Here is a 24,483-nt window from a genome sequence, read left to right on the forward strand (position 1 = left end):
TGAAAGTGTGGTGTCATGATGTCATCCTATCGAAAATTTGCATATGTATACGATGAACTAATGGAAGACATGCCATACCCTGACTGGATAAGGTTTGCCAGAACGGCTTGGGAGAAATATGGCATGCCTCTTCGTGTAGCTGAGTTAGGATGTGGCACAGGGAGTATCACCATTCCCTTGGTGAATGCTGGATTTGAAGTGACGGGTATAGACATATCGTCGGATATGCTATCCGTTGCCAGGGGAAAGATGGAAGGAACTCCACGCGGAAATCGTCTTTTTCGTGAAGGGAGTATACGTTGGATTCAACAGGATATGAGGGAATGGGAATTACCAGAACCCGTTGATTCTGTTATATCCTTTTGTGACTGCATTAACTATCTTACGGAAGAATCAGATGTTGTGTCTCTGTTTGCTCGAACATATAAAGGTCTTAAGACAGATGGTACATTCTTATTTGATGTTCATCATCCGAACACGATGAAACGTTACAATGAGGAACAGCCGTTTGTCCTTGATGAACGTATGGTATCGTATATTTGGACTTGTGATCTTAATTCAGATCGTTGTGAGATTGAGCATCATTTGCGAATATTTGTTCGTGCTGAACAAGGTGGCGATCAATATCGTCGTTTTGAGGAAATTCATGTGCAGCGTGCCTATGATCCTGAATGGATGAGAGTTGAGCTCATCAAAGCAGGCTTTCGTGATGTTCATGTATACGCAGACTTTGAATGGAACGAAGCCAAAGATGATGCACAGAGACTTTTCTATGTAGCCGTTAAATAAGAGATAATAAACAAGCCTTGGATCCTTTGATCCAAGGCTTGTTCGTGCTAGTCATCATTCACACACATAAGAAACCGTCTTATGCAACGTAATCTTTCCATAACTCAACGATGTTCAACAAGGTCGATACTTCCCAGGATGATATGTGCTAGACCGAAGCCAAGAACACCATAAGCAGCAAGCTTATACCTACTTCCGAGCATTGCAGCACCAGATGCAGATACGACAGTTCCAAGAACGGTAGGAATTAAACCTTCTCTCATATGATCTCTCCCTTAGTTGTTTTGGAAAGACGTCTATTAGTATTCGTTAATATGATTTGATTTATACTCAAAGACAATAAAGTCAGAATATGTACAACTAAAGCGCTTGTTGACTTAATTTATTTGATTCTGTATAATTTGATTCATCAAAATGTATATATAAACGTTGATGAGGAGTAGTAATTTCGAGATATCATTCAGAGAGCCGGCGATTGCTGCAAGCCGGTTGGTATATTGGAGCGAACTTGCCTCGGAGTAATGATATGAATGTGGAAGGGCTTGTCGGACTTTTCTTTATAAACGACAATTTTTCTATATACGAAGTATCATCGTCTTACCCGCGTTAAGGGGTCAAAGTGAGTGGAATGCAAAGAATGCATTTCGCTAACTAGGGTGGTACCACGGGAATCAAACCTCTCGTCCCTAGCGATCAAACGCTAAGGATGTAGGGGTTTTTTTGATGGATAATAGTGTCTGACTGAGAACATGAACAACATTATGAGGAGGAATATTTAGTCATGAGTGAACAGCAACAACAGGGCTATCAGCCACGTATTATTGAACCTAAATGGCAGCAATATTGGGATGAGCACGAAACATTTAAAACAGGTGAAGATCCAACAAAGCCGAAATTCTACGCATTGGATATGTTTCCCTATCCATCAGGAGCAGGGCTACATGTAGGCCACCCTGAAGGATATACAGCTACAGATATCATATCGCGTTACAAACGAATGAAAGGTTACAATGTCCTTCATCCAATGGGATGGGATGCTTTTGGTCTACCTGCGGAACAACATGCGATAGATACGGGTGAACATCCAAGGGATATAACCGTTAAGAATATTAACAATTTCCGCCGTCAGATTAAATCATTAGGATTCTCATATGATTGGGATAGAGAGATTAGTACGACCGATCCAGACTATTATAAATGGACACAATGGATATTTATTCAGTTATTCAATAAAGGACTTGCCTATGTAGCTGAAGTACCTGTGAATTGGTGTCCAGCGCTTGGAACGGTACTTGCGAACGAAGAAGTGATTAATGGATTAAGTGAACGTGGAAATCATCCTGTTGTACGTAAACCGATGAGACAATGGATGTTGAGAATTACCGAATATGCTGACCGGTTATTAGAGGATCTAGAAGAATTAGATTGGTCGGAGAGTATCAAAGACATGCAACGTAACTGGATTGGTAAATCCAAAGGGGCAGAAGTTAGATTTGATGTTCAAGGATACGACGCGCAATTAGCTGTATTCACAACTAGACCAGATACATTATTTGGTGCAAGTTATTGTGTGTTAGCCCCAGAGCATGAATTGGTATCACAAATAACAACAGCAGAGCAATTAAGTGTTGTGGAAGCTTATATTACGCAAGCGTCCCATAAGAGTGATCTGGAACGCACAGATTTAGCGAAGGATAAGTCTGGCGTGTTCACAGGGGCATACGCAGTTAATCCGGTAAATGGTGCACAAATGCCAATCTGGATCGCTGATTATGTACTTGCTGGATATGGAACGGGAGCGATCATGGCTGTACCTGGGCATGATTCACGCGACTGGGAATTTGCTAAGCAGTTCGGTTTAGAGATTATTGAAGTAGTCAAAGGTGGAAATATCGATGTAGAGGCATATAGCGGAGATGGCGAACACGTTAACTCTGAACTGCTTGATGGATTGAAGAATGAAGAAGCTATAGCGAAGATGATTAAATGGCTAGAAGAGAACGGCAAAGGCGAAGGTAAAATTACATATCGTCTACGCGATTGGTTATTTAGCCGTCAAAGATACTGGGGAGAACCGATACCTATTCTTCATCTCGAAGATGGAACAATGAAGACCGTTCCTGTCGATCAATTACCGCTAGTTCTACCCGAAGTAGACCATATTACGCCATCGGGTACTGGGGAATCACCGCTAGCTAATGTGACGGAATGGATAGAAACGACTGATCCTGAGACTGGGATGAAGGCTCGTCGTGAGACGAATACCATGCCGCAATGGGCTGGTAGCTGTTGGTATTATCTACGTTTCATTGATCCTCATAATGATAAAGAACTATGTTCAAAAGATAAGCAACAACAATGGCTTCCAGTAGATCTGTATATTGGTGGCGCAGAACATGCCGTATTACACTTGCTGTATGCCCGATTCTGGCATAAGGTTCTTTATGATCTTGGTATCGTCGATACGAAGGAACCTTTCCAGAAGCTTGTGAATCAAGGAATGATATTAGGTACGAACAATGAGAAAATGAGTAAATCACGTGGTAACGTCATTAATCCAGATGAAATCGTCGAGAGTCATGGTGCGGATACGTTGCGGATATATGAAATGTTCATGGGCCCATTAGAAGCTACGAAGCCATGGAGTATGAACGGTGTGGAAGGAAGCCATCGTTTCCTTGCACGTGTATGGCGCCTGATTATGAATGAAGAAGGCAACCTACAGGATAAGATTGTGGATGGTGAAGCTAGCGTTGAATTCAAACGAGTATGGCATAGAAGTATCAAAAAGGTTACTGAGGATTTGGACAATCTACGGTTTAATACAGCTATCAGTCAGTTGATGATATTTGTGAATGAAGCCTATAAGACAGAACAATTGCCGAAGGCTGCTGTGGAGCAATTTGTACAGATGTTATCCCCAATGGCACCGCACATAGCTGAAGAGTTATGGCAGCGCCTTGGGCATACAGAAAGCATCACGCTTGTGGAATGGCCGTCATTCGATGAATCTTTCACAGTGGATTCAGAAGTGGAGATCGTTATACAAGTGAATGGTAAAATTGTAGAGCGTGCACTGGTGCCTAAGGATATGGACCAAGAGACTTTACAAAGTCATAGTCTATCTCTCTCAAGCGTGGAGCAAGCTATTGCAGGCAAAACCATTCGTAAAGTGATTGCTGTTCCAGGGAAATTAGTTAATATTGTAGTTAGCTAATTATTTAATTATCTATTTAGCGAATAACTTATCTAATTTCGCAACATCTTCATCATATTTATCATGGGTAGTAGTGATTAACTGATGGAAGACACCTTCTAAGCCTTTATTTAATTGAGCCAAAGCCTGGGCGGTAATTCCGCCAGGTACAGCAATTAGTTCTTGAAGCTGTAAAGGTGTCAAACCTCCCTGAGTTAGTAGTTTGCCTGTGCCTAGCATCATCTCGCTTGCTAAGCAGGTTACTTCTTCTTTAGAACTACCTTTCATCTCAACGGCAGCATCAATCCATTTGGATAAGAAGAAACTCATAAAAGCAGGCCCGCAACTAGAGAAATCTGAGTTAATGCGTGCCTGCGATTCTTTAATTTCTAACGGTTTGCTGAACGAAGAGAGAAGATCATGAATCACGCGCTTGTCTGTCTCTTCGATTCGGCTGCCATACATAACTAATGATGTTCCACTACCCACCTTATGAGTTACGCTTGGAATGACTTTGACGATCTTACAACATAAATGATTTTCTAAATGTTCAATTTGCACCGGGCTAGTGATCGATATTACAAGTTGGTTAGGTCGAATCTCATCTTTGATTTCTTGAATTAATGAGGAGAATTGAAGTGGTTTGACACACAGAAATATAATGTCACTGCATCTTACCGTCTGAATATTGTTGCGACACATATTTAGACCTTCATGGCGCTGCGTAAGTACAAGCGATTTCTTTGGAGAACGATTACTTATGAAGAGTTGGTGTGGTTGTAAGGCACCGAATTGAATAAAAGCATCAATTAATGTGCTTCCCATACTACCGGTTCCAATCATTCCTACTTTCATGTCGTATAGTTCCTCCTTTCATAATTAGCGTTCATGACATAATCCTACTTCATAATCTATGCGTAAGTACCTTTGACTCATGACGAAATAACAGATCATATGAAGTTATATTATTATTTTACATGTGATTCTGTCGAAATGTCGTGAGGTCATACCAATCTCATAGGATAGAGGTGTAAAGCGATGAGACGAATACATCAAGGGATATTTCTACTGGGTGCGGTCATAAGCAGTGGGTATATTTTGTTATCAGGTACAGGTGATAAAGGGGGCATTGAAGACTGGCAACCATTAAATTTACAAATAGCGCATGTGCTAACAGATACTGATATATCTGAACCGATGAAGCTGAATAATGAACCTTCTGTCCAAGTCCCTGCAACAGTTGAGAATATAACTGAACCTAACCCATCTCAATCCCTAACAACGCAGGTATCCAATAGTAAGATTATAAATGTGAATACAGCTAACAAGACAGAATTGAGTACACTCCCAGGGATTGGAGACAAAAAGGCACAGGCGATATTGGATTATCGTAATGAAAAGGGCCCCTTTCGTACAATTTCTGACCTTGAGAAAGTGAAAGGAATTGGAGTTAAAATGCTTGAAAAGATAGCCCCACTTGTGGAACTATAGGATGATTTTATAAAGGAGGACAACGAGATGACAGATACTCGAAAAGATTGGGATACGTATTTCATGGATATCGCTTATATGGTGTCAACACGTTCTCGATGTGAACGTAGACATGTGGGTGCTGTACTTGTACAAGGGAAGAAATTACTAGGGACGGCTTATAATGGCGCACCTATGGGTATGCCAGATTGTTCAGAAGCGGGTTGTATGATCGCAGAGGATCTATCCTTGGTCCTTGTGGATGATCAAGAAACGATGGTCAAGAAGCAACGTTGTATTCGAACTATCCATGCGGAACAGAATTTATTGCTGTTTACCGACCGTGTCGATCGCGAAGGTAGTACAGTATACGTAACAGATGAACCGTGTTGGACCTGTGCTAATATGTTAGCCAACAGCGGGGTTAGTGAAATTGTATATCATCGACCGTATACGAAAGACACCGATAAAGTAACCTTGATGATGAATACGAAGAAAATTACGTTTCGTCAGATTCAATCATTTGTCCCACCTAACGATACATCGAGTATTGTCACGAACTAAACATAGTTATTCTAATTGCCATTAACTCATAGCAATACCCTAGAGAAAGAATCTCTTTGACGACAATTACCTTAGTCGTGAAAGGGATTCTTTTTGTTATAAATGAAATTTCGCGACCTGAATTAATAGAAGAAAGGTGATAGAAATGCAGAGCAGACCCCTAATGTTATTTGCGCTATGTTGGCTTCTCGGAAGTATCACAGCCTATTCATATTCAGGATATATGTTGGGCTTGATATGGTTAGGGTTGAGCTTGATACTTCTAGCTTCGATCCCGATTCTAAATATAAGATGGAGATTAACAATCATGATATGGTTGGCTTTTACACTTTCTGGTGGCTATTGGGAATGGGTTGATGTGACGAATGTGAGCTCATTACCTTTGGCGATGCATCAGGATATTACGCAATTAGATATGTCGAGTATTCAGGCTGAAGGAATGATTACTAGCATCGTAAATATAGATGGTGATCGAGTCAGTATGAACTTAGAATTATCAGCTATCCATACACTGAAGGTCTCAGAGACATTGCTTCTACAGGTAAAACTTCAGACACAAGAAGAGCAACTTCTTGCTATGTCATGGCAACGTGGGGATATGATTAAAGCTCAAGGAACGCTTGAAATCCCGTCTACAGCACGAAACTTTGATGCATTTGACTATCGCAATTATTTACGGACGAAGAAAATTCATTGGATCATAAAAGTGGATGGTCTGAATAATGTGCAAGTCACGCCAAATTCTTCATGGGGTATGATATCTATACTTCGCTTGAATGATCTGTTAAGAGAAAAGATAGCAACGAAGATGGATCAACTATACCAAGGACGACATGCTGGTTATATGAATGGTCTTATCATCGGTATGCGAGATGATGTGGATCCAATGACATACGGTCAATTCTCACAATTAGGATTATCTCATATATTGGCTGTATCCGGTACACACGTTGCCGTGTTTGTCGCTTGTCTGATGTTGATCATGTTATCTTGGTTCAGACTCACACGTGAAACGACACTTACCATCGTTATAGTGCTTATACCCTGTTACGTTCTTCTAACAGGTTGCAGTCCATCTGTTATACGCGCTGGTATAATGAGCATGATTACCCTCTATGCGCTTAGACAAGGATTATTGAAAGATGGATTGAATATCATTAGTGCTACAGCGTTTGTGATGCTAGTATGGAACCCATATTTATTATTAAATGTTAGCTTTCAGCTTTCTTTTATTGTTACTTTGGGATTAATACTATACCTACCTTTAGCTAGATCGATGCTGAAATGGTTGCCATCTAAGCTTGGTGGTGCAATCGCGGTGGCAATCATTGCCCAGCTTATTTCCTTTCCATTGACGATATATTACTTCAACCAATTCTCTTTATTATCTTTTCTTGCTAATTTACTGCTTGTGCCTCTTATTTCTGCTGTTGTTATGCCTATGGGTATGACCTCATTGATCTTAGGGTCATTATGGTTCCCAGTGGGTAGGAGTATAGCATGGGTTGTGGAATGGCTCAATAAGTTGACTTTTGCCATAGTCGAAGGAATGAATGCATATCCAGCATGGATCACCATATGGCCTTCGCCATCTGTATTGTGGATCTGTTCTTACTACATCCTCTTATATGTGCTATTAAGATTAGGTCAAATATGGGTATACCATGTTCGACGGGATCCTGTGTGTATCGATGATACACTTCCACTTGAAGGCGTGCTACATTCTAAACTTCATAAGGAGAATGGAGGTCATAAGTTAACATGGAAACAATGGATTGTAGCCCCATTCTTAATACTATTTATCGTTCTTTTATATACAGCGTATCAACCACCATCCTTACAGGGTGCAGGTCAAATATCTTTTATCGATGTTGGTCAAGGGGATTGCATTCTTATTACGACACCTGATGGCAAACAGATTCTTGTGGATGGTGGAGGAACATTGAACTTTAGGAAAGAAAAAGATATATGGAAGAATCGGCGTGAGCCTTTTGAAGTAGGCGAGAAAGTCGTTGTTCCATTATTGAAAAAGAGGGGTATTCATCATCTTGACGCAGTGATCATTACTCATGGTGATCAGGATCATTTCGGTGGGTTACAGGCTGTGCTGGATCATATCCCAGTGAAAGTAATAATGTTTAATGGTACACTAACAGGTGGAGTTGCATTCAACAAATTGTTCTTGACAGCACTAGATAAGGATATTCCCATGTATGCCCTTCATAATAAGATGATTATGAGACCTGATTCACATACTCAATTCACCTTTATATCGCCAGATATGACCCAAGTAGAGCAGGAGGGGTTACCTGTGGTCAAGGAACAGAATCACCATTCCGTCGTCTTTACGCTAGAGATGAATAGTGTTCGAATGTTATTAACGGGGGATATGGACGTTTCTAGCGAGTTGAATATTCTAAAAGATAAAGCGAATGCAAATCTTATATCAACAGGTATTGATATAATTAAAATTGCCCATCACGGTAGTTCAACATCAACTTCAGAGCAATGGCTCTCTCATTGGAAAGGAAGCGTTGCTGTTATATCTGTGGGAATCCACAATACATATGGTCATCCCAAAGCTGAAGTGGTTGATCGCATTAAAGAGCATGATATGACCATATATCGCACAGATCAACATGGGGAGGTTCAGATGAGGCTTCACCCAAATGGTGTATGGATTAGAAATAAATTGAATTGATGATCTAATTTATCGATTTCATACCGGCTTTGAACTCTCATCTTTACATTTGTAAGATTCGCATAGTAGTATTTCTATTATATGATGAAATATAATTAGAAAAAATAAAAAAAGTGCAACAATTTGCTGGTCTTACACGTCAGTAAGATTGCAGGGAGAGGGGGATCCTTTGTGGTAGAGCTTGGACTCATTAGAGCCGCTCAATCGGGCGATCGCGACGCTCTAATTACCCTATTACGAGATATTGAACATCATGTTTATCGTACAGCCTTTTATATGCTTAATAATGAACAAGATGCAATGGATGCTGCGCAAGAAGCACTTATCCGTATTTATACAAAAATTGATTCTTATGAAGAAAAGGCAAAGTTCAAAACATGGGTACAACGAATCGTAACCAACATATGTATCGACAAATTTAGGGGAACTAAACCGACGGTATCTATGGATGAGCATGAGTTTAATTTTCAAGATAAACAGGATGTTGAGCATATTGTTCTATCCTCTTATGTGGCAGAAGATATTCGAGAAGCTATTAATCAACTCCCAGAACATCATAGAAATGTAATTGTGTTGAGATACCTACAGGAACTTTCCTATAACGAGATTTCGGAGTGTTTGGATCTTCCGCTAAATACGGTAAAGTCCTATTTATTCAGAGCAAGACAACAACTGCAGAACTTATTACATGAGTATCAGAAAGGGGGTGTATCAGGATGAGATGTAGTGGGGTTGTAGAATGGATGCACCAATATTTAGATAACGAACTTCAAGTGCAAGAGGAGAAAGAAATGTTGGAACATATTGCTGGGTGCCCACAATGTGAACAGACTTTTCGTGCAATACAAGCGCTTAATCATGAACTAGAAGCACTTCCGTTAGTTGTACCTAGATTTAGTTTGGTGGATGCTATTATGCCTCAACTTGATGCATTGGATCGTGTACGACAAGTCCAGATTGATTATGAAGAGGTTCAACCAGCGCAGATGATTCCGGTTGCAAATATCAATCAGCATAAGAAGAAATTCTTTACTATGAAAGCTACTAGAACCTTCATGGGTGTGGCTGCGGCCATAGGTGTATTAGGAGTAGCTATCTATAGTTATTCTCCAGAACAGATTTCAGATGCACAGATTCAATATCATGGAACGGCTCCTGCCAGTCTAGATTCTACAACAGCTGTGGAATCTAATTCTAATAAGATGCAGGCAGCGACGTCTCCATCTAATGCAGATGAAGATGCAAATCTAGACTCGCTAAATAATGTACTGAGATCATCCGCATTGGATAATGGTGATTCCAATCCAGAAGTACCGGATATCATACAGCCAAATTCAGATCATGAAGAATCAACTACTCCCATAAAAGATAATAAAGAACCGAGTGCTGACTCTTCGTCACCATCCAATCCACAACAATTAGATTCAACCAATACGCTAGATCCAAAGAATAAGACAAAAATTACGGATCGCTCAGTAGATCAATCCAATGGTGTGTCTACTGCGCAATTGATTGAGGAACCGGTGAAACAAGACGTAGAGATAACCAACCCTGATGATAGCGTAGCGAAGAAATCAGATCAGGATGGCACGATTGATCCTGTTCCGAATAAGCAACATATTATGGATGATATCGCGAGGTTTAGTGCTTCACAACCTATGCTTGAGAAGACAGGTGCAGTAACAAATGCATTAGAATCTCCGAATGGTACCATGAATGCAGTGCTTGAGAATAACAAACTAGTGATCTACCAATTACCTAATAAAAATGCTGGTACTAAAAAGGTACTTCAGAGTGTGGATATTGTTGGCGATTGGATAATGGGTGTATGGTCCTTGGACAGTACTACGTTTACGTATCACATCGAACGTGATGGGCAGACATCTGTCTATACATTTCCCGAACAAATTCAATCTTTGACTAACCCCTAGTGATACTGGGATGGGTACGCCATATACAATGATCGGAATCAGTTATGATCTGATTGCGTTAGTTGTTATAGAAGAACTGAATTACAAAGGAACCTTAGGTGAAGACAGAAGGTTCCTTTGTTGTGGTTACAACGCTTCTTTTTTGATAGAATAATGTACAAAGAGAGATAATGTATGTGTATGGATGGATCGGAGGGGATTACATTGGATATCAAATCAGCAACAAAAGCGATTAAGACAGGAGATATTGCTCCGGTATACTTGCTATATGGATCAGAGAAGTATCAAATGAAAGAGTTCAGTTCGCTATTAATTGATCAGGCCATTGCGAAGGAAGATCATGAATTTGCTATTGTGAATTATGATTTAGCAGAGACTCCAATTCAAATGGTTATGGAAGAAGCGGAGACATTACCCTTCATGGTGCCACGCAAATTAATTTTTGTTCGGGATGCTTCTATTTTCACAGCAGGTAAAGAGAATGGAAAGATAGATCATCATTTGGATTCGCTGCTGGATTATTTGAAGAATCCTTCTGAATTCAGTGTTCTTGTATTTCTAGTTAACCATGATAAATTAGATGAACGCAAGAAAGTGGTTAAAGCCTTGAAGGCTTCTAGCATTACCCTCGCATTTGCTTCCTTAGGAGGCGATGAGCTTGTTGACTGGGTAGAAAGGGAGACAAGGGTAAGAGGTTGTACGATGGCATCAGGGGCGGCAGGTATACTTATCAGAAACGCAGGCACACAGCTTCAGAAACTTTCATCCGAACTAGATAAATTGTGTATTTATTCAGGAGAAGATGGCAGGATCGAAGTGGATACCGTGGAGCAATTGGTAGCCCGAAGTACAGAGCAGAATGTATTTGCATTAGTGGAGGATATGGCAAACCTAAAATTAGAGCATGCGTTGGTCATTTATTATGAACTCTTGAAACAGCGAGAAGAGCCAATTAAGATTGCAGCATTAATTACAAGGCAATTCCGTATCATACTTCAGGTGAAAGAACTTACAAGTCAGAGTTATTCTCAAGGACAAATTGCATCACAATTATCTATCCACCCCTATGCTGTCAAAATCGCAGGAGAACAAGGACGAAAGTTCAAATTCGATTATTTACGAACTATACTGAGTAGGTTAGCAGATCTTGATTATGAGATGAAGACTGGAAGGATAGACAAGGTGCTTGGATTAGAATTATTCTTGCTCCGTTTAGGCTAAGAAATGGGTCGTAGAAATGATAAAAAGTCCTGATCAGCTACCTGCTGTTCAGGACTTTTGCATCTGTCGTATGAATAGCGCTTCTTAAGCTTGTGCGTTAAGGGCGTTAAGTTTTTTCGCTAAGCGTGATTTCTTACGAGCTGCTGCATTCTTATGGATCAAGCCTTTTGTTACAGCTTTATCCAATTTCTTGGAAGCAAATTGAATAGCAGTATTTGCACCTTCAACTTCATTATTTACCAGCGCGTTGTCAGCAGCTTTAACAGCTGTACGAAGAGCGGATTTTTGGGAAGCATTCAGCGCATGACGTTTGTCATTTGCTTTTACACGTTTGATAGCGGATTTAATATTTGGCATTGCATTCACCTCCTGAAAGACATTCGATAGATCGACATGATTCACAACTTAAAATATTTTAGCATGTGATACATGAAAAAGCAATACTTAAAAGGCTTTGTATAAACATCCACCCTCCCTCGCACACTACTAGTAGGAATTAGAAGGGGGTATGAATGAAATGACATTAGATTTACAGAATTACAGTGTTCGTACAGATCTCGCAGTAGATGCGAAAGAAATGGCTGAACGGGGATCTAATATTCCCATATCAGGAGTAGATGAAGAAATAACCGAGAGTGATGGCATTAAAATTACAAGGCTAAATGTATTCAATGAAGAGGGCTCTAGAAGGATAGGCCGGGTAAAAGGACATTATGTCACGTTAGAGGTTCCTGGCTTACGAGGTGGTGACACTGGATTACAAGGAAGAGTAGCCGAGGCCTTTGCCAGAGAATTCGAAGATTTCCTCACACTGATTGGTATTCAAAAGAACAGCACGGTTCTAGTTGTTGGTCTTGGGAATTGGAATGTGACCCCAGATTCCTTAGGGCCGCTCGTTGTAGAGAATATATTAGTTACACGTCATTATTTCGAATTAGTACCTGATCAAGTGGCCCCTGGATACCGTGAATTGAGTGCGATTGCTCCTGGTGTGCTCGGTGTAACGGGAATCGAATCAAGTGAGATCGTACAAGGTATTATAGATCGTACGAAGCCTGATTTGATTATAGCCATTGACGCGTTGGCATCTAGGTCACTTGAGAGGGTGAATACGACAATACAAATTGCGGATATTGGCATTCATCCTGGTTCTGGAATTGGTAATAAACGACGTGGATTAACCAAGGAAGTACTGGGTGTACCATGTGTTGCGATAGGTGTACCTACCGTTTGCTATGCATCGACTATCGTCAATAATGCAATAGATTTGATGAAGAAGCATCTGGATCAAGAAACACAACATACGAGGCAGATCATGGGCATGCTAGATGATATGCCTGAAGAAGAACGGCTTGCCCTTGTGAAAGAAGTACTGGAACCGCTCGGTCACGATCTCATTGTAACACCGAAGGAGATCGATGAATTTATAGAAGATATGGCGAATATCATAGCTACAGGATTAAATGCAGCACTGCATGAAGCTGTGGATACTACAAATGTAGGATCATATACACACTAAGAATCAATGTCGATATATCGCAATTGGAGGAAGTTCCGAGTCTATCGGAGCTTCTTTTTTTGTGGTTGTTGGTTCTAGTAATTCCCTCCAGTTCATAGATTGAAAGTATAAGAGAGTTCAGGAGGACATACGAATGAAAAAAGAATGGTTTCAAATTTGGAATTTACATCTCTGGAGAGCCAAATGGCTATCAGTTCTTACCATGGGAAGAACGTTTATGATTTTGATGATGAGTTCAATTATTTTTTTCATCATGTTAGGTCTTGGCGGTATAGCAGAGCAAAGCTTCAACACTTCACCTATCTCTTCCATGAAAGGTTTCGCTTCATCCCTTACCAGTGATTTATTCAAGGATATGTTGGCAATGGAAATGCCCCATTTAAATAAAGATAAAGAATCATCATCATTATCTGCTGAGAAAATGAGTACATTTGTATTTCAATTGCTGACCAATGTTAATATTCGGGATCCTAAAAGTCTGTTAGCAAAAGAATTGCCAGGTATGGATCGGAATAATCCCGTTCTGCTTCGTAGCGCTACTGGAAATAAGAATATGGAAGCTCCAGAGGATTATCATCCTGATTCTAGCAAAGCTGTGGCAAGTGCAAAAGCTCAAGAAGGTATTGCTATCCCTGACCCTATCACAATGGCGAATGAAATTACTAAACCAGAGGAACCGTTAGAACCCAAAGATGAATTGCAAGATCGCAATGGAGAGATTCTAATCTATCACTCTCATCCTAGGGAAGCATTTAATCCACTTATAGGAACTCCAAGCACTAATCCTAGTTCAGCTAAATCTAGTGAGAATGTGATGCAAGTAGGAAGTATGATTGCAACACAATTGAAGGTGAAAGGGATAGCTACGAAACATTTGCAAGATGATTATCCTTCTTATATGAAAGATTATAGTTATAAGTTCTCTTATAAATATTCACGAGAATCTATTAAAAAAGCCATGGCGCAAAATGATAAGTTAACGTATTTCCTCGATATTCATCGTGATTCACAACGACACGATAAAACGACAACCACCATCAATAATGTTAGTTATGCTCAAATGTACTTTATTATTGGTCATGAAAATAAGAATTGGCGTCAAAATGAGGCTTATGCCAATTCTATTCACCAGCGTCTAGAAGCTACTTATCCCGGTATTTCTAGAGGAATTTGGGGTAAAACAGCAAACCAGGGTAACGGCGAGTATAATCAATCCCTCTCTCCGAATAGCATTATTATTGAAATCGGAGGCATAGATAATACGAAAGAAGAGTTGGAGCGGACGAGTCGCATTCTGGCTGATATTCTAGCGGATGTGTATTTTGAAGATCAAAATGCAAAGAAAGCTAATGCTGTAAAATCAGAAGTGAATACAACAAATGGTAGTTAACTTACAAAATGCTAAGTGGGGGAGGACTATATATGTCTAGGTTAAGTAAAAGAATGTGGACGATTGGAATATGGGCTGGAATAGGAATTCTTATAGGGATGCAGTTCGCTACTTCAAAACCTACAGACGTATATACGACTCTTAAGCAAGGCGTAATAGCAAAGACACAAGCTCCCCAAGCGATCACGATTCCGTTGCCACAGATTCATGCTGACCAAAGTGTTGAACGTTCCTATACGATTACAATAAAGCCTGACGTGAAACAACCTGCAATTTATGAGGGTCCAGAACAAGAGCAGACAATAGTTCCTAACTATACGGATTTAACACCCCAAGATATATTTATTCCGAATAATACTAAAGCTTCAGTAGATGTTTTAGCTGATAAAACAGCCTCTTTGTTACAAAGAGCTTCGCAAAAGGGTATCCGTTTAGTCGTATCTATTTTTAATTCTGCGACACAATGAAAATCGTGTTATGACATTTAATTTCATTTCGCTCTAGCTAAGGATTGCTCGTATATACGACAACTGTTATAATGAGTTGATCGAAACATCAGGATGTTTGTGGGGGTAAGGAATGAAGGACGTATTTGAGAGACAAAAGAAAATTCGTAATTTTAGTATTATTGCCCATATAGATCATGGTAAATCTACCTTGGCTGACCGCATACTTGAGTATACGGGTGCACTGTCTTCTCGTGAGATGCAGGAGCAAGTCCTTGATAAGATGGATCTTGAACGTGAACGGGGAATTACGATTAAGTTGCAGGCTGTTAATTTATTATATCGTGCAGATGATGGTGAGGAATATATCCTCAATCTAATTGATACACCAGGACACGTAGATTTTACGTATGAGGTATCTCGAAGTCTTGCTGCTTGTGAAGGCGCATTATTGATTGTTGATGCTGCACAAGGTATTGAGGCACAGACACTTGCGAATGTGTATTTAGCCTTGGATAACAACCTTGAGATCTTACCAGTTATCAACAAGATCGATCTGCCTAATGCAGACCCTGAACGTGTTAGAACAGAGATAGAAGATGTTATTGGCTTGGATGCAAGCGAGGCTGTTCTTGCTTCCGCTAAAGCGGGGATTGGAATTAAAGAAATACTAGAGCAGATTGTGAAGCAGGTTCCATCACCAACGGGGGACCCCGAGCAACCGCTCAAAGCGCTTATCTTCGATTCTCATTACGACGCATATAAAGGCGTTATCGTCTATATACGTGTAGTCGATGGTAGTATCAAAGCAGGAAGCAAAATTAAGATGATGGCAACGAACAAGACTTTTGAAGTTATTGAAGTTGGTGCTTTCATGCCAAGCATGACCATCGTGGATGAATTGCACGTAGGCGACGTTGGCTTCATTATTGCGGGGATTAAGCATGTTGGGGATACCCGTGTAGGTGATACCGTAACTAGCGAAAAAAACCCTACACTAGAACCACTACCTGGATATCGGACAATCAATCCTATGGTATATTGTGGATTATATCCAATTGAGACATCAGAATATGTTGATCTAAGGGAAGCGCTTGAGAAGCTTCAGTTAAATGATGCCTCTCTAAGCTTTGAACCCGAGTCATCTAGCGCACTTGGATTCGGCTTCCGCTGTGGATTCTTAGGTTTACTTCATATGGAGATCATTCAGGAGCGGATTGAGCGTGAATTCAACATTCCATTGATCACAACTGCCCCTAGTGTTATCTATCGAATTGCCATGACAAATGGTGATTTCATTCAGATTGATAACCCTTCGAATTATCCGGAACTTAGCAAGATAGATCATGTCGAAGAACCATATGTTACGGCTTCCGTTATCGTGCCTAATGATTATGTTGGTATGGTGATGGAATTGTGTCAGAACAAACGTGGAGAGTTCGTGAACATGCAATATTTAGACGAGAATCGAGTAACGATTATTTATGAAGTTCCTCTTTCTGAGATTGTCTATGATTTCTTCGATAAGTTGAAGTCGGGTACGAAGGGTTATGCTTCGTTTGACTATGTATTATCTGGATATCGTAGATCGAATCTTGTTAAGATGGATATCATGCTTAACAACGAACAGGTTGATGCGCTTTCCTTCATTGTTCACCGAGACCGTTCATTCGCTCGTGGTCGTATCATTTGTGAGAAGCTACGTGAGATTATCCCGCGTCAAATGTTCGAAGTTCCTATTCAAGCTACCGTAGGAACAAAGGTAGTTGCACGGGAAACGGTACGAGCTATGCGCAAGAACGTATTGGCTAAATGTTATGGTGGAGATATTTCACGTAAACGTAAATTGCTTGAGAAGCAAAAAGAAGGTAAGAAACGTATGAAGCAAGTCGGAAGCGTTGAAGTTCCGCAGGAAGCATTTATGGCGGTATTGAAAGTCGACGATTGATCAGCCGGAATACGATGCATATTGGGTGAATCTATTCACAGGGGAGCCACAATGGCTCCCCTTTTCTAACTACAAAAATTGAGCATATGCTTCCGAAGTGATTTTTGCGAAGTGAATCCAGGAAGTTATGCTACAAAAATCTTAGGAGGTCCACATTATGGCCGAACTTCAGCATCATCAGCAAAATATCCATCAGGGAAGCCGTAAACCTCAAGCGATTTATTTGCATATCCCGTTTTGTACCAATAAATGTTTTTACTGTGACTTTAATTCTTATGTATTAAAGGATCAGCCTGTAATGGATTATTTGGTTGCTCTTGATCGTGAAATGGAATTGACTGTTGCGCAGACGCCACCTGGACAGATCAAAAGTATATTTGTTGGTGGTGGAACACCTACTGTTCTTAAACCTGACGAAATGAAATACTTCTTAAATTCCGTACGTACGCATTTCCCAGACTGGTCAGATGATATTGAATTCTCCATGGAAGCTAACCCAGGTACAACGGATCTAGAGAAGCTGACAGTGATGAGAGAAGGCGGCGTTAACCGTGTAAGCTTCGGAGTTCAAGCTTTTCAGAATGAGTTGCTAACAGGAATCGGAAGAATTCATAATACGGATGATGTCTATCACAGCCTTGAGAACGCTCGTAGAGCAGGATTTGATAATATGTCCATTGATCTTATGTTCGGACTGCCGAACCAGACATTAGAGATGCTAGCAGAGAGTGTGACGAAGGCGCTGGAACTTAACTTGAATCATTATTCAATATATAGTTTGAAAGTAGAGGAGAATACACTTTTCCATACGATGTATCAGAGAAATCAGTTGCCTCTACCGCATGAAGATGATGAACTTCAGATGTATCTATTGTTGATGGATAGAATGAAGCAAGCAGGATATGATCAATATGAGATCAGTAATTTTGCCAAGCCCGGATTTGAAAGCAGACATAATATGACATATTGGTTAAATGAAGATTATTATGGTCTTGGTGCAGGTGCTCATGGATACGTAGGCCGCAAACGGCATATGAATATAAAAGGGGTAAATCCCTATATTGACAGTGTACGAAAGGGTCTTCCACGAATGGATGATTTCCAAATCTCGAAGGAAGAAGCTATGGAAGATTTCCTAATGGTGGGATTACGCGTGTTGAAAGGGGTATCCAAAGCTCATTTTGAAGATCAGTTCGGTGAGGAAATGGATGTCATATTTGCTAAGCAACTTAACAAAATGGTTGGCAATGGTCTACTAGAGCCTACACTGTTGGGTTATCGTCTAAGCGATAAAGGAATATTATTCGGTAATGATGTGTTTGGTGAATTCGTAGGATCCTTAGTGAACAATTAACAGCTTGAACTCTTATGCGCTTTGTTGTATATTTATTCATAACGATTAGCAACATGTGTTAGGGGGAGAGTATCATGTCGCCGGTATGCAGGAAAGCATCACCCGAAGATATAGAATATCTATTTGTGATGATACAGGGTTATGCTGAAAAAGGAATTATGCTTCCTCGCTCACGTAAGATACTGGAACAACAATTAGATCAGTTTATTGTCGCTGAGATCGATGGTCAGACCGTTGGTTGTGGTTCATTGTTCCAACTTGGGACAGATTTGGTAGAGATACGTTCTCTAGGTATAGGGGAAGAATATAAGGGACGTGGGATAGGATCTATGCTCGTCTCTGCATTAATAGAAGAAGCTAAAGTAAGACAGATACCTAATGTCATGGCATTAACGTATGAGGTATCCTTTTTTCTTAAGAACGGATTTGATGTTGTTGAGAAAGAAATTTTTCCTGAAAAAGTGTGGACTGACTGCGTTTTCTGTAGTAAACAACATTGCTGTGATGAAATAGCTGTTCTAAAAATACTGAACTGACTTGACAACAAATAGGTCAGTTTGGTATTTTTGTATTAGCGATTAGCACTCAACAGATGTGAGTGCTAACGAAAAACGAAAATAAGATTGCTGCGAGGGGGAGATCAAGTTGTTAACCGAACGTCAAAGAATGATATTGAATGTAATTGTTGATGATTATATTCGTTCTGCCGAACCTGTAGGTTCTCGCAGCATATCTAAGAGAGCTGATGTTGGATATAGCCCAGCTACCATACGTAATGAAATGGCTGATCTAGAAGAATTGGGGTTTCTAGAACAACCTCATACTTCCGCAGGGAGGATACCTTCCAACAAAGGTTATCGTTATTATGTAGACCATATGGCTCCATGGATAGGAATTGATCCTGTTGAGCGCAATAAGATTAAATCCTTTTACGCCGAGAAATTAAATGCAATGGAACAAGTGATTCAACATTCAGCTACAATCTTATCGCATATGACGAATTATACGTCTATTCTGTTAGGACCTGAGGTATTCCATACGTCATTACGCCATTTCCAACTGTTACCACTCAATGAGACTACTGCAGTCGCAATTATTGTTACAAGCACTGGGCAAGTTGAGAATAAGACAGTATCAATCCCTCCTGGTGTGTCTGTTTCAGAGATGGAAAAAGTGGTGAATCTGCTTAATAGTAAACTTGTAAATGTTCCGTTATTCAAGCTGAAATCAAGCTTATATTCTGAACTTGCAGAAGAACTTGCAAGGTACACTTCCCATTATGAGGAATTGCTTATTGTGTTGGATTCCGTGTTAGATAGTGAGAGTGAACATCAAGTATACCTTAGTGGTGCGACGAACATGCTGACACAACCAGAATTTAAAGACGTAGAAAAGGTGAAGGGTATTCTTGATTTATTGGCAGAAACCCCTACCTTAATGAAGATGATGGACCCAAGTATAAGCGGAAATGGAATTCAGGTCAGGATTGGAACAGAGAATAATCATAAGGCATTTGCTGATTGTAGCTTGATCACAGCTACGTATTCACTAGAAGGTGAGTCTTTAGGTACAATTGGTATTTTGGGGCCTACCCGGATGGAATACGCTCGTGTTATGAGCATCATGGGCATTATATCTAAAGATTTGACAACATTATTGTCACATTGGTACAAATAGGGAGTGGGACACATGAGCCAAGGACAGCAATCACTTCTCGATGGTGAGGAACGTTACTCGACTTTGCTTAACAATAGCAATGCGGTCCGCGCCATTACTTCTGCAGTGGAAGGCACACTCGGTCCGAAGGGACTTGATGTCATGCTTGTGGGTTCCAGAGGAGAAGTAATTATTACCAATGATGGCGTCACGATCTTGGACAGAATAGATGTAAGTCATCCTGCAGCTAGTCTACTTATTCAAGTTGCAAGATCACAACAAAGAAAAGTCGGAGACGGTACGACTTCAGCGATTGTATTAGCAGGTGCACTTGTACAAGAAGGTGTAGCTCAGATCATGAAGGGCGTTCCAGCATCCAAAGTTGTATCGGGTATGAAGCTAGGCATTGGATTTGCTCTTGAAGCATTACAAAGTCGGACTAGAAAGATTCAAGGATTACATGATCCGTATTTAAATAAGACGGTTTATATTGCTGGAAGAGAACGTACTGATATCGTAGAACTTGTCATGGATGCTGCATCCAAAGTGGGTATGCAACGATTGATCCAACCCACATTTCATCTAGCGAATTGTGTGATTGCCATTGAGAAGGCCGACAATGAAGTATATGAAGGATTGTTACTGAGACAGAAGCCTTTGCATACGATTAACAAAAGGCTAGTAGAAGATGTCCGAATTCTAGTTCTACAAGATGCGTTAGAACCGGAATCTCTAGATGAAGAAGTATTAACAACGGAATCTGGATTTGCACGCTATATGGAACTTCGAGAGCAGTTTAGTCGGGAACTACTACAATTGAACGAGCTCGGTGTTGGTGTTATTTTATTAGAGCGTGGTATACATCCAGATGCAGAACAGTTCTGTATTGATCATGATATACTTGTCATTCAACGATTAAGTCGATCTGATATTACGCATATATGTGAGATGACGGGTGCAACGCCAGTTAGAAGGACAGCTCTGCGTAAGAATCCTGAACAACTACAACGTGTATTAGGAACTTCACCTCAGGTGGCATATGATGAAGAACTTGAACGAGTGAGATTGAAATCTCAAATTCATAATGAAGGAACCTTCGTTACGATAATTGTAGGTGCAAGCACTGCTGAAGTCGTAGGGGAATCCGCAAGAATCGCAGCAGATGCAGCATCAGCGCTTCAGACTGCGGTATTAGGTGGCATTCTCCCTGGTGGAGGTACGGTTGAATTGTCTGTTTCTTATGAATTAGAACACATAAGGCAAAGCATCATGGGAATGGAGGCTTTTGGTGTTGCAGCAGTTGCGGTAGCACTGCGAAAGCCTATGTCTCAAATTCTGCTCAATGCTGGTTATCATTCACTTGAGAAATTAGAGGAAGCACGTGCCGCTCAGTTCGCAGCCAATTGTGATAGCATGGGAATCGACTGTGATACGGGTTTACTTATCAACTATGAAGATGCAGGGATTATTGATCCAGCTCTTGTGAAGTCCCATGGACTAAAGGCCGCTGGAGAAGTAGCAATGGCAGTGCTACGAATTCATAATGTGATTAAAATGAGGGAAGAGGATGGACGGTTAAGCGATTAGACACCTATATTCTCCTAGAACTCGTATAATATAATCAATTAATTTTACTTAATTTTGGTTAAGGAGGTGGAGACATCATGAAAGAAGAACAACAGGAAATGAACAACAATACAGAAGGATTGGTAGACATCCTAGATGATATGAATCAAGATCAAACCACGTCTTCGCTTGAACAAGAACCGCATGTTCTATCTGAGATAGAGCGTCTACAAGCATTGGCGGATGAGAATCAACAACGCGTTATTCGTGCACAAGCTGATTTCGATAACTTTCGTAAACGTACACTGAAGGAAAAGGCAGATGCTGCTAAATATGCTTCTATTCAATTAGTTACAGAACTCTTGCCGATTATGGATAACTTCGAACGAGCATTTGCGGTTGATATGGCTAATGAGCAAGTTGCATCTTTCTCAAAAGGAATGGATATGATCTTCCGTCAATTGGAAACTACCTTGCAGGGTGAAGGATTAGTTGCTTTGGAAACGGTAGGACAACCATTTAATCCGGAATTCCATCAGGCGATCATGAAGGTTGAAAGTGATCTTTACCCAGAAGGAACAGTAGTTGAAGAAGTACAGAAGGGTTACATGTTGAAGGATAAGCTATTACGTCCAGCTATGGTTAAAGTAAGCGAATAGAAGTTTTGAAAAGAATAGATAGCCAGCCATCAATGATGAATAAATAATAATGATGTATATATAAAAGGAGGAAATTTAATATGAGTAAAGTAATCGGAATAGACTTGGGTACAACGAACTCTTGTGTGGCAGTAATGGAAGGTGGAGAAGCTGTTGTTATCGCTAATCCAGAAGGTGCAAGAACAACACCTTCCATCGTAGGATTTAAGAAAGACGGTGAGCGTGTTGTTGGTGAAACAGCGAAACGTCAATCCATTACAAATCCTGATCGTACGGTAATGTCCATTAAACGTTTTATCGGTACGGACCACAAAGAGAGAATTGATGATAAAGATTATACTGCACAAGAAATTTCAGCTATTATTTTGCAGAAATTAAAAGCAGACGCTGAAGCATATCTAGGACAGACGGTAACTCAAGCTGTTATTACCGTACCTGCTTATTTCAATGATAGCCAACGTCAAGCAACAAAAGATGCTGGTAAGATTGCTGGTCTAGAAGTTCTACGTATTGTAAATGAGCCTACAGCGGCAGCACTTGCATATGGTATGGAAAAGTCTGAGGATCATACAATTCTTGTATATGACCTTGGTGGCGGTACATTTGACGTATCTATCCTTGAACTAGGCGATGGATTCTTTGAAGTGAAAGCAACAAGTGGAGATAACCGTCTTGGTGGAGATGATTTTGACCAATTGGTTATTGACTATCTGGTAAGTGAATTCAAAAAGGATCAAGGAATTGATCTAAGTAAAGATAAAGCAGCTGTACAACGTTTGAAAGATGCAGCAGAGAAAGCGAAAAAGGAATTGTCTGGTGTATTGACTACAACAATTTCCTTGCCGTTTATTACTGTAGTTGATGGCGTTCCACAGCATTTAGAAATCAATCTTACACGTGCTAAATTCGATGAATTAACATCTACTTTGGTTGAGCGTACACTTGGACCTACTCGTCAAGCACTTAGTGATGCGGGTATGACTGCCAATGATATTGATAAAATTGTTCTTGTGGGTGGATCTACACGTATACCTGCTGTCCAAGATGCTATTAAGAAATTAACAGGTAAAGATCCGCATAAAGGCGTTAATCCAGATGAAGTTGTTGCTCTTGGAGCAGCTGTTCAAGCGGGAGTATTAACAGGTGAAGTAAAAGACGTTGTTCTACTTGACGTAACTCCACTTTCTCTAGGTATTGAAACTGCAGGTGGTGTATTTACGAAGATGATCGAGCGCAACACAACGATCCCTACTAGTAAATCACAAGTATTCTCAACTTATGCAGATAACCAACCAAGCGTAGAAATTCACGTCTTGCAAGGTGAGCGCCAAATGGCAGCAGGCAACAAAACACTTGGACGCTTCATGCTAGGTGATATTCCACCAGCACAACGTGGTATTCCTCAAATTGAAGTTACATTTGATATTGATGCGAACGGTATCGTTAACGTATCTGCAACAGATAAAGGTACAAACAAGAGTCAGAAGATCACAATCACATCTTCAAGCGGGTTGAGTGATGAAGAAGTGGATCGCATGATGAAGGATGCTGAAGAGCATGCCGAAGAAGATCGTATCCGTAAAGAGATGATTGAAGCGAAGAATAACGCTGATCAACTTGTATACTCTACAGATAAAGTAATCAAGGATCTCGGCGAGAAGATCGACGCGTCTGAGATTGAAAAGGCTGAAGCAGCAAAAGAGAAAGTAAAAGCAGCTTTAGAAACAGATAACCTTGAAGAAATTAATAAAACAACGGAAGAATTAACAGAAATTGTTCAACAATTGTCAATGAAGTTATATGAGCAAGCTGCTGAAGCACAGCAAGGCGCTGAAGGAACAGAAGGTTCAGCTGAGAGTGGACCAAGGAAAGATAATGTCGTAGATGCAGATTATGAAGTTGTTGACGAAGATAAGAAACAAGAGTAACCTATAGAGAGTTTCCTTCATAAGAATGAATTGAAGGAGTAAGGGAAGGTCAAAGCAGCTGGGGCATCCCGTGCTTTGGCTTTCTCTTTGTGAGAATGTGAATGCATGTATGAGAAGATAATAGAGATGTTGTGGGGGTGGCAGA

At 40.4% G+C, this 24,483-nt stretch carries 21 protein-coding genes and 1 other annotated feature; of the genes, 18 read left to right on the forward strand and 3 right to left on the reverse strand.

The window, feature by feature from the left end; genetic code table 11:
- The first annotated feature begins 18 nt into the window (after nucleotides 1-18).
- Nucleotides 19-789, forward strand: a complete 771-nt coding sequence (locus tag ACH8E3_RS02495; RefSeq protein WP_458631180.1) for a class I SAM-dependent DNA methyltransferase — start codon at nucleotides 19-21, stop codon at nucleotides 787-789.
- A gap of 104 nt (nucleotides 790-893) precedes the next feature.
- Here the strand turns inward: ACH8E3_RS02495 and ACH8E3_RS02500 are convergent, their stop codons facing one another.
- The gene (locus ACH8E3_RS02500; RefSeq protein WP_458631023.1) at nucleotides 894-1,052 is read right to left on the reverse strand and encodes an asparagine synthase; all 159 of its coding nucleotides are present in this window, start codon (nucleotides 1,050-1,052) and stop codon (nucleotides 894-896) included.
- Nucleotides 1,053-1,209: 157 nt separating this feature from the next.
- Nucleotides 1,210-1,480 (forward strand) — a binding site (T-box leader).
- Nucleotides 1,481-1,570: 90 nt separating this feature from the next.
- On the opposite strand from ACH8E3_RS02500, the gene leuS reads away from it, so the two are divergent.
- Nucleotides 1,571-4,006: a leucine--tRNA ligase gene (gene leuS, locus ACH8E3_RS02505; protein WP_458631024.1), complete on the forward strand. Its 2,436-nt coding sequence runs from the start codon at nucleotides 1,571-1,573 to the stop codon at nucleotides 4,004-4,006.
- 12 nt (nucleotides 4,007-4,018) lie between these two features.
- On the opposite strand, the gene comER is transcribed toward leuS, so the two are convergent.
- Nucleotides 4,019-4,840 (reverse strand): late competence protein ComER, encoded by an 822-nt coding sequence (comER, locus tag ACH8E3_RS02510; RefSeq protein WP_458631025.1) that lies wholly within the window; start codon nucleotides 4,838-4,840, stop codon nucleotides 4,019-4,021.
- A 183-nt stretch (nucleotides 4,841-5,023) separates the two neighbouring features.
- Between comER and ACH8E3_RS02515 the strand changes: the two genes are divergently transcribed.
- From ACH8E3_RS02515 to holA, 6 genes are all read left to right on the forward strand, one after another.
- On the forward strand, nucleotides 5,024-5,476 hold the full coding sequence (locus tag ACH8E3_RS02515) for a ComEA family DNA-binding protein (protein WP_458631026.1): 453 nt from the start codon (nucleotides 5,024-5,026) through the stop codon (nucleotides 5,474-5,476).
- 27 nt (nucleotides 5,477-5,503) lie between these two features.
- Nucleotides 5,504-6,019 carry a deoxycytidylate deaminase gene (locus tag ACH8E3_RS02520; protein WP_458631027.1) on the forward strand — a complete coding sequence of 172 codons (516 nt, stop codon included), beginning with the start codon at nucleotides 5,504-5,506 and terminating at the stop codon, nucleotides 6,017-6,019.
- 223 nt (nucleotides 6,020-6,242) lie between these two features.
- A complete protein-coding gene (locus ACH8E3_RS02525; RefSeq protein WP_458631181.1) occupies nucleotides 6,243-8,720 on the forward strand; it encodes a DNA internalization-related competence protein ComEC/Rec2 in 2,478 nt (825 codons plus the stop codon).
- Nucleotides 8,721-8,891: 171 nt separating this feature from the next.
- Entirely contained in the window at nucleotides 8,892-9,440 is a 549-nt protein-coding gene (locus tag ACH8E3_RS02530) for an RNA polymerase sigma factor (protein WP_458631028.1), read from the forward strand.
- Nucleotides 9,437-10,651: an anti-sigma factor family protein gene (locus ACH8E3_RS02535; RefSeq protein ID WP_458631029.1), complete on the forward strand. Its 1,215-nt coding sequence runs from the start codon at nucleotides 9,437-9,439 to the stop codon at nucleotides 10,649-10,651. Before ACH8E3_RS02530 ends, ACH8E3_RS02535 begins: the two co-directional genes overlap by 4 nt.
- 204 nt (nucleotides 10,652-10,855) lie before the next feature.
- On the forward strand, nucleotides 10,856-11,872 hold the full coding sequence (holA, locus tag ACH8E3_RS02540) for a DNA polymerase III subunit delta (protein WP_458631030.1): 1,017 nt from the start codon (nucleotides 10,856-10,858) through the stop codon (nucleotides 11,870-11,872).
- Nucleotides 11,873-11,956: 84 nt separating this feature from the next.
- Here holA and rpsT read toward each other — a convergent pair whose 3' ends face one another.
- On the reverse strand, nucleotides 11,957-12,229 hold the full coding sequence (gene rpsT, locus ACH8E3_RS02545) for a 30S ribosomal protein S20 (RefSeq protein ID WP_458631031.1): 273 nt from the start codon (nucleotides 12,227-12,229) through the stop codon (nucleotides 11,957-11,959).
- A 160-nt stretch (nucleotides 12,230-12,389) separates the two neighbouring features.
- Between rpsT and gpr the strand changes: the two genes are divergently transcribed.
- From gpr to dnaK, 10 genes are all read left to right on the forward strand, one after another.
- Nucleotides 12,390-13,391, forward strand: coding sequence for a GPR endopeptidase (gene gpr, locus ACH8E3_RS02550; RefSeq protein WP_458631032.1), 1,002 nt, complete (start codon nucleotides 12,390-12,392; stop codon nucleotides 13,389-13,391).
- A 133-nt stretch (nucleotides 13,392-13,524) separates the two neighbouring features.
- Nucleotides 13,525-14,781, forward strand: a complete 1,257-nt coding sequence (locus ACH8E3_RS02555; protein ID WP_458631033.1) for a stage II sporulation protein P — start codon at nucleotides 13,525-13,527, stop codon at nucleotides 14,779-14,781.
- 32 nt (nucleotides 14,782-14,813) lie between these two features.
- A complete protein-coding gene (locus ACH8E3_RS02560; protein WP_458631034.1) occupies nucleotides 14,814-15,248 on the forward strand; it encodes a hypothetical protein in 435 nt (144 codons plus the stop codon).
- A 112-nt stretch (nucleotides 15,249-15,360) separates the two neighbouring features.
- A complete protein-coding gene (gene lepA / locus ACH8E3_RS02565; RefSeq protein ID WP_458631035.1) occupies nucleotides 15,361-17,175 on the forward strand; it encodes a translation elongation factor 4 in 1,815 nt (604 codons plus the stop codon).
- Nucleotides 17,176-17,332: 157 nt separating this feature from the next.
- Nucleotides 17,333-18,529, forward strand: a complete 1,197-nt coding sequence (hemW, locus tag ACH8E3_RS02570) for a radical SAM family heme chaperone HemW (protein ID WP_458631036.1) — start codon at nucleotides 17,333-17,335, stop codon at nucleotides 18,527-18,529.
- A 74-nt stretch (nucleotides 18,530-18,603) separates the two neighbouring features.
- On the forward strand, nucleotides 18,604-19,065 hold the full coding sequence (locus ACH8E3_RS02575; protein ID WP_458631037.1) for an N-acetyltransferase: 462 nt from the start codon (nucleotides 18,604-18,606) through the stop codon (nucleotides 19,063-19,065).
- A 109-nt stretch (nucleotides 19,066-19,174) separates the two neighbouring features.
- Nucleotides 19,175-20,206 (forward strand): heat-inducible transcriptional repressor HrcA, encoded by a 1,032-nt coding sequence (gene hrcA, locus ACH8E3_RS02580; protein WP_458631038.1) that lies wholly within the window; start codon nucleotides 19,175-19,177, stop codon nucleotides 20,204-20,206.
- A 12-nt stretch (nucleotides 20,207-20,218) separates the two neighbouring features.
- Complete coding sequence (locus ACH8E3_RS02585) at nucleotides 20,219-21,772, forward strand: TCP-1/cpn60 chaperonin family protein (protein WP_458631039.1); 1,554 nt, start codon at nucleotides 20,219-20,221, stop codon at nucleotides 21,770-21,772.
- Between the two features lie 77 nt (nucleotides 21,773-21,849).
- A complete protein-coding gene (grpE, locus tag ACH8E3_RS02590; protein ID WP_458631040.1) occupies nucleotides 21,850-22,410 on the forward strand; it encodes a nucleotide exchange factor GrpE in 561 nt (186 codons plus the stop codon).
- An 80-nt stretch (nucleotides 22,411-22,490) separates the two neighbouring features.
- On the forward strand, nucleotides 22,491-24,338 hold the full coding sequence (dnaK, locus tag ACH8E3_RS02595) for a molecular chaperone DnaK (protein ID WP_458631041.1): 1,848 nt from the start codon (nucleotides 22,491-22,493) through the stop codon (nucleotides 24,336-24,338).
- Nucleotides 24,339-24,483: the final 145 nt, after the last annotated feature.

The sequence above is a fragment of the Paenibacillus sp. CMAA1364 genome (assembly GCF_054373195.1).

What these genes read in the sequence shown, in the direction of transcription:
- ACH8E3_RS02495 (WP_458631180.1), top strand. Translation starts at nt 19, where the DNA reads ATGTCATCCTATCGAAAATTTGCATATGTATACGATGAACTAATGGAA.
- ACH8E3_RS02500 (WP_458631023.1), bottom strand. Translation starts at nt 1,052, where the DNA reads ATGAGAGAAGGTTTAATTCCTACCGTTCTTGGAACTGTCGTATCTGCA.
- leuS (WP_458631024.1), top strand. Translation starts at nt 1,571, where the DNA reads ATGAGTGAACAGCAACAACAGGGCTATCAGCCACGTATTATTGAACCT.
- comER (WP_458631025.1), bottom strand. Translation starts at nt 4,840, where the DNA reads ATGAAAGTAGGAATGATTGGAACCGGTAGTATGGGAAGCACATTAATT.
- ACH8E3_RS02515 (WP_458631026.1), top strand. Translation starts at nt 5,024, where the DNA reads ATGAGACGAATACATCAAGGGATATTTCTACTGGGTGCGGTCATAAGC.
- ACH8E3_RS02520 (WP_458631027.1), top strand. Translation starts at nt 5,504, where the DNA reads ATGACAGATACTCGAAAAGATTGGGATACGTATTTCATGGATATCGCT.
- ACH8E3_RS02525 (WP_458631181.1), top strand. Translation starts at nt 6,243, where the DNA reads ATGTTGGGCTTGATATGGTTAGGGTTGAGCTTGATACTTCTAGCTTCG.
- ACH8E3_RS02535 (WP_458631029.1), top strand. Translation starts at nt 9,437, where the DNA reads ATGAGATGTAGTGGGGTTGTAGAATGGATGCACCAATATTTAGATAAC.
- rpsT (WP_458631031.1), bottom strand. Translation starts at nt 12,229, where the DNA reads ATGCCAAATATTAAATCCGCTATCAAACGTGTAAAAGCAAATGACAAA.
- gpr (WP_458631032.1), top strand. Translation starts at nt 12,390, where the DNA reads ATGACATTAGATTTACAGAATTACAGTGTTCGTACAGATCTCGCAGTA.
- ACH8E3_RS02555 (WP_458631033.1), top strand. Translation starts at nt 13,525, where the DNA reads ATGAAAAAAGAATGGTTTCAAATTTGGAATTTACATCTCTGGAGAGCC.
- ACH8E3_RS02560 (WP_458631034.1), top strand. Translation starts at nt 14,814, where the DNA reads ATGTCTAGGTTAAGTAAAAGAATGTGGACGATTGGAATATGGGCTGGA.
- lepA (WP_458631035.1), top strand. Translation starts at nt 15,361, where the DNA reads ATGAAGGACGTATTTGAGAGACAAAAGAAAATTCGTAATTTTAGTATT.
- hemW (WP_458631036.1), top strand. Translation starts at nt 17,333, where the DNA reads ATGGCCGAACTTCAGCATCATCAGCAAAATATCCATCAGGGAAGCCGT.
- ACH8E3_RS02575 (WP_458631037.1), top strand. Translation starts at nt 18,604, where the DNA reads ATGTCGCCGGTATGCAGGAAAGCATCACCCGAAGATATAGAATATCTA.
- ACH8E3_RS02585 (WP_458631039.1), top strand. Translation starts at nt 20,219, where the DNA reads ATGAGCCAAGGACAGCAATCACTTCTCGATGGTGAGGAACGTTACTCG.
- grpE (WP_458631040.1), top strand. Translation starts at nt 21,850, where the DNA reads ATGAAAGAAGAACAACAGGAAATGAACAACAATACAGAAGGATTGGTA.
- dnaK (WP_458631041.1), top strand. Translation starts at nt 22,491, where the DNA reads ATGAGTAAAGTAATCGGAATAGACTTGGGTACAACGAACTCTTGTGTG.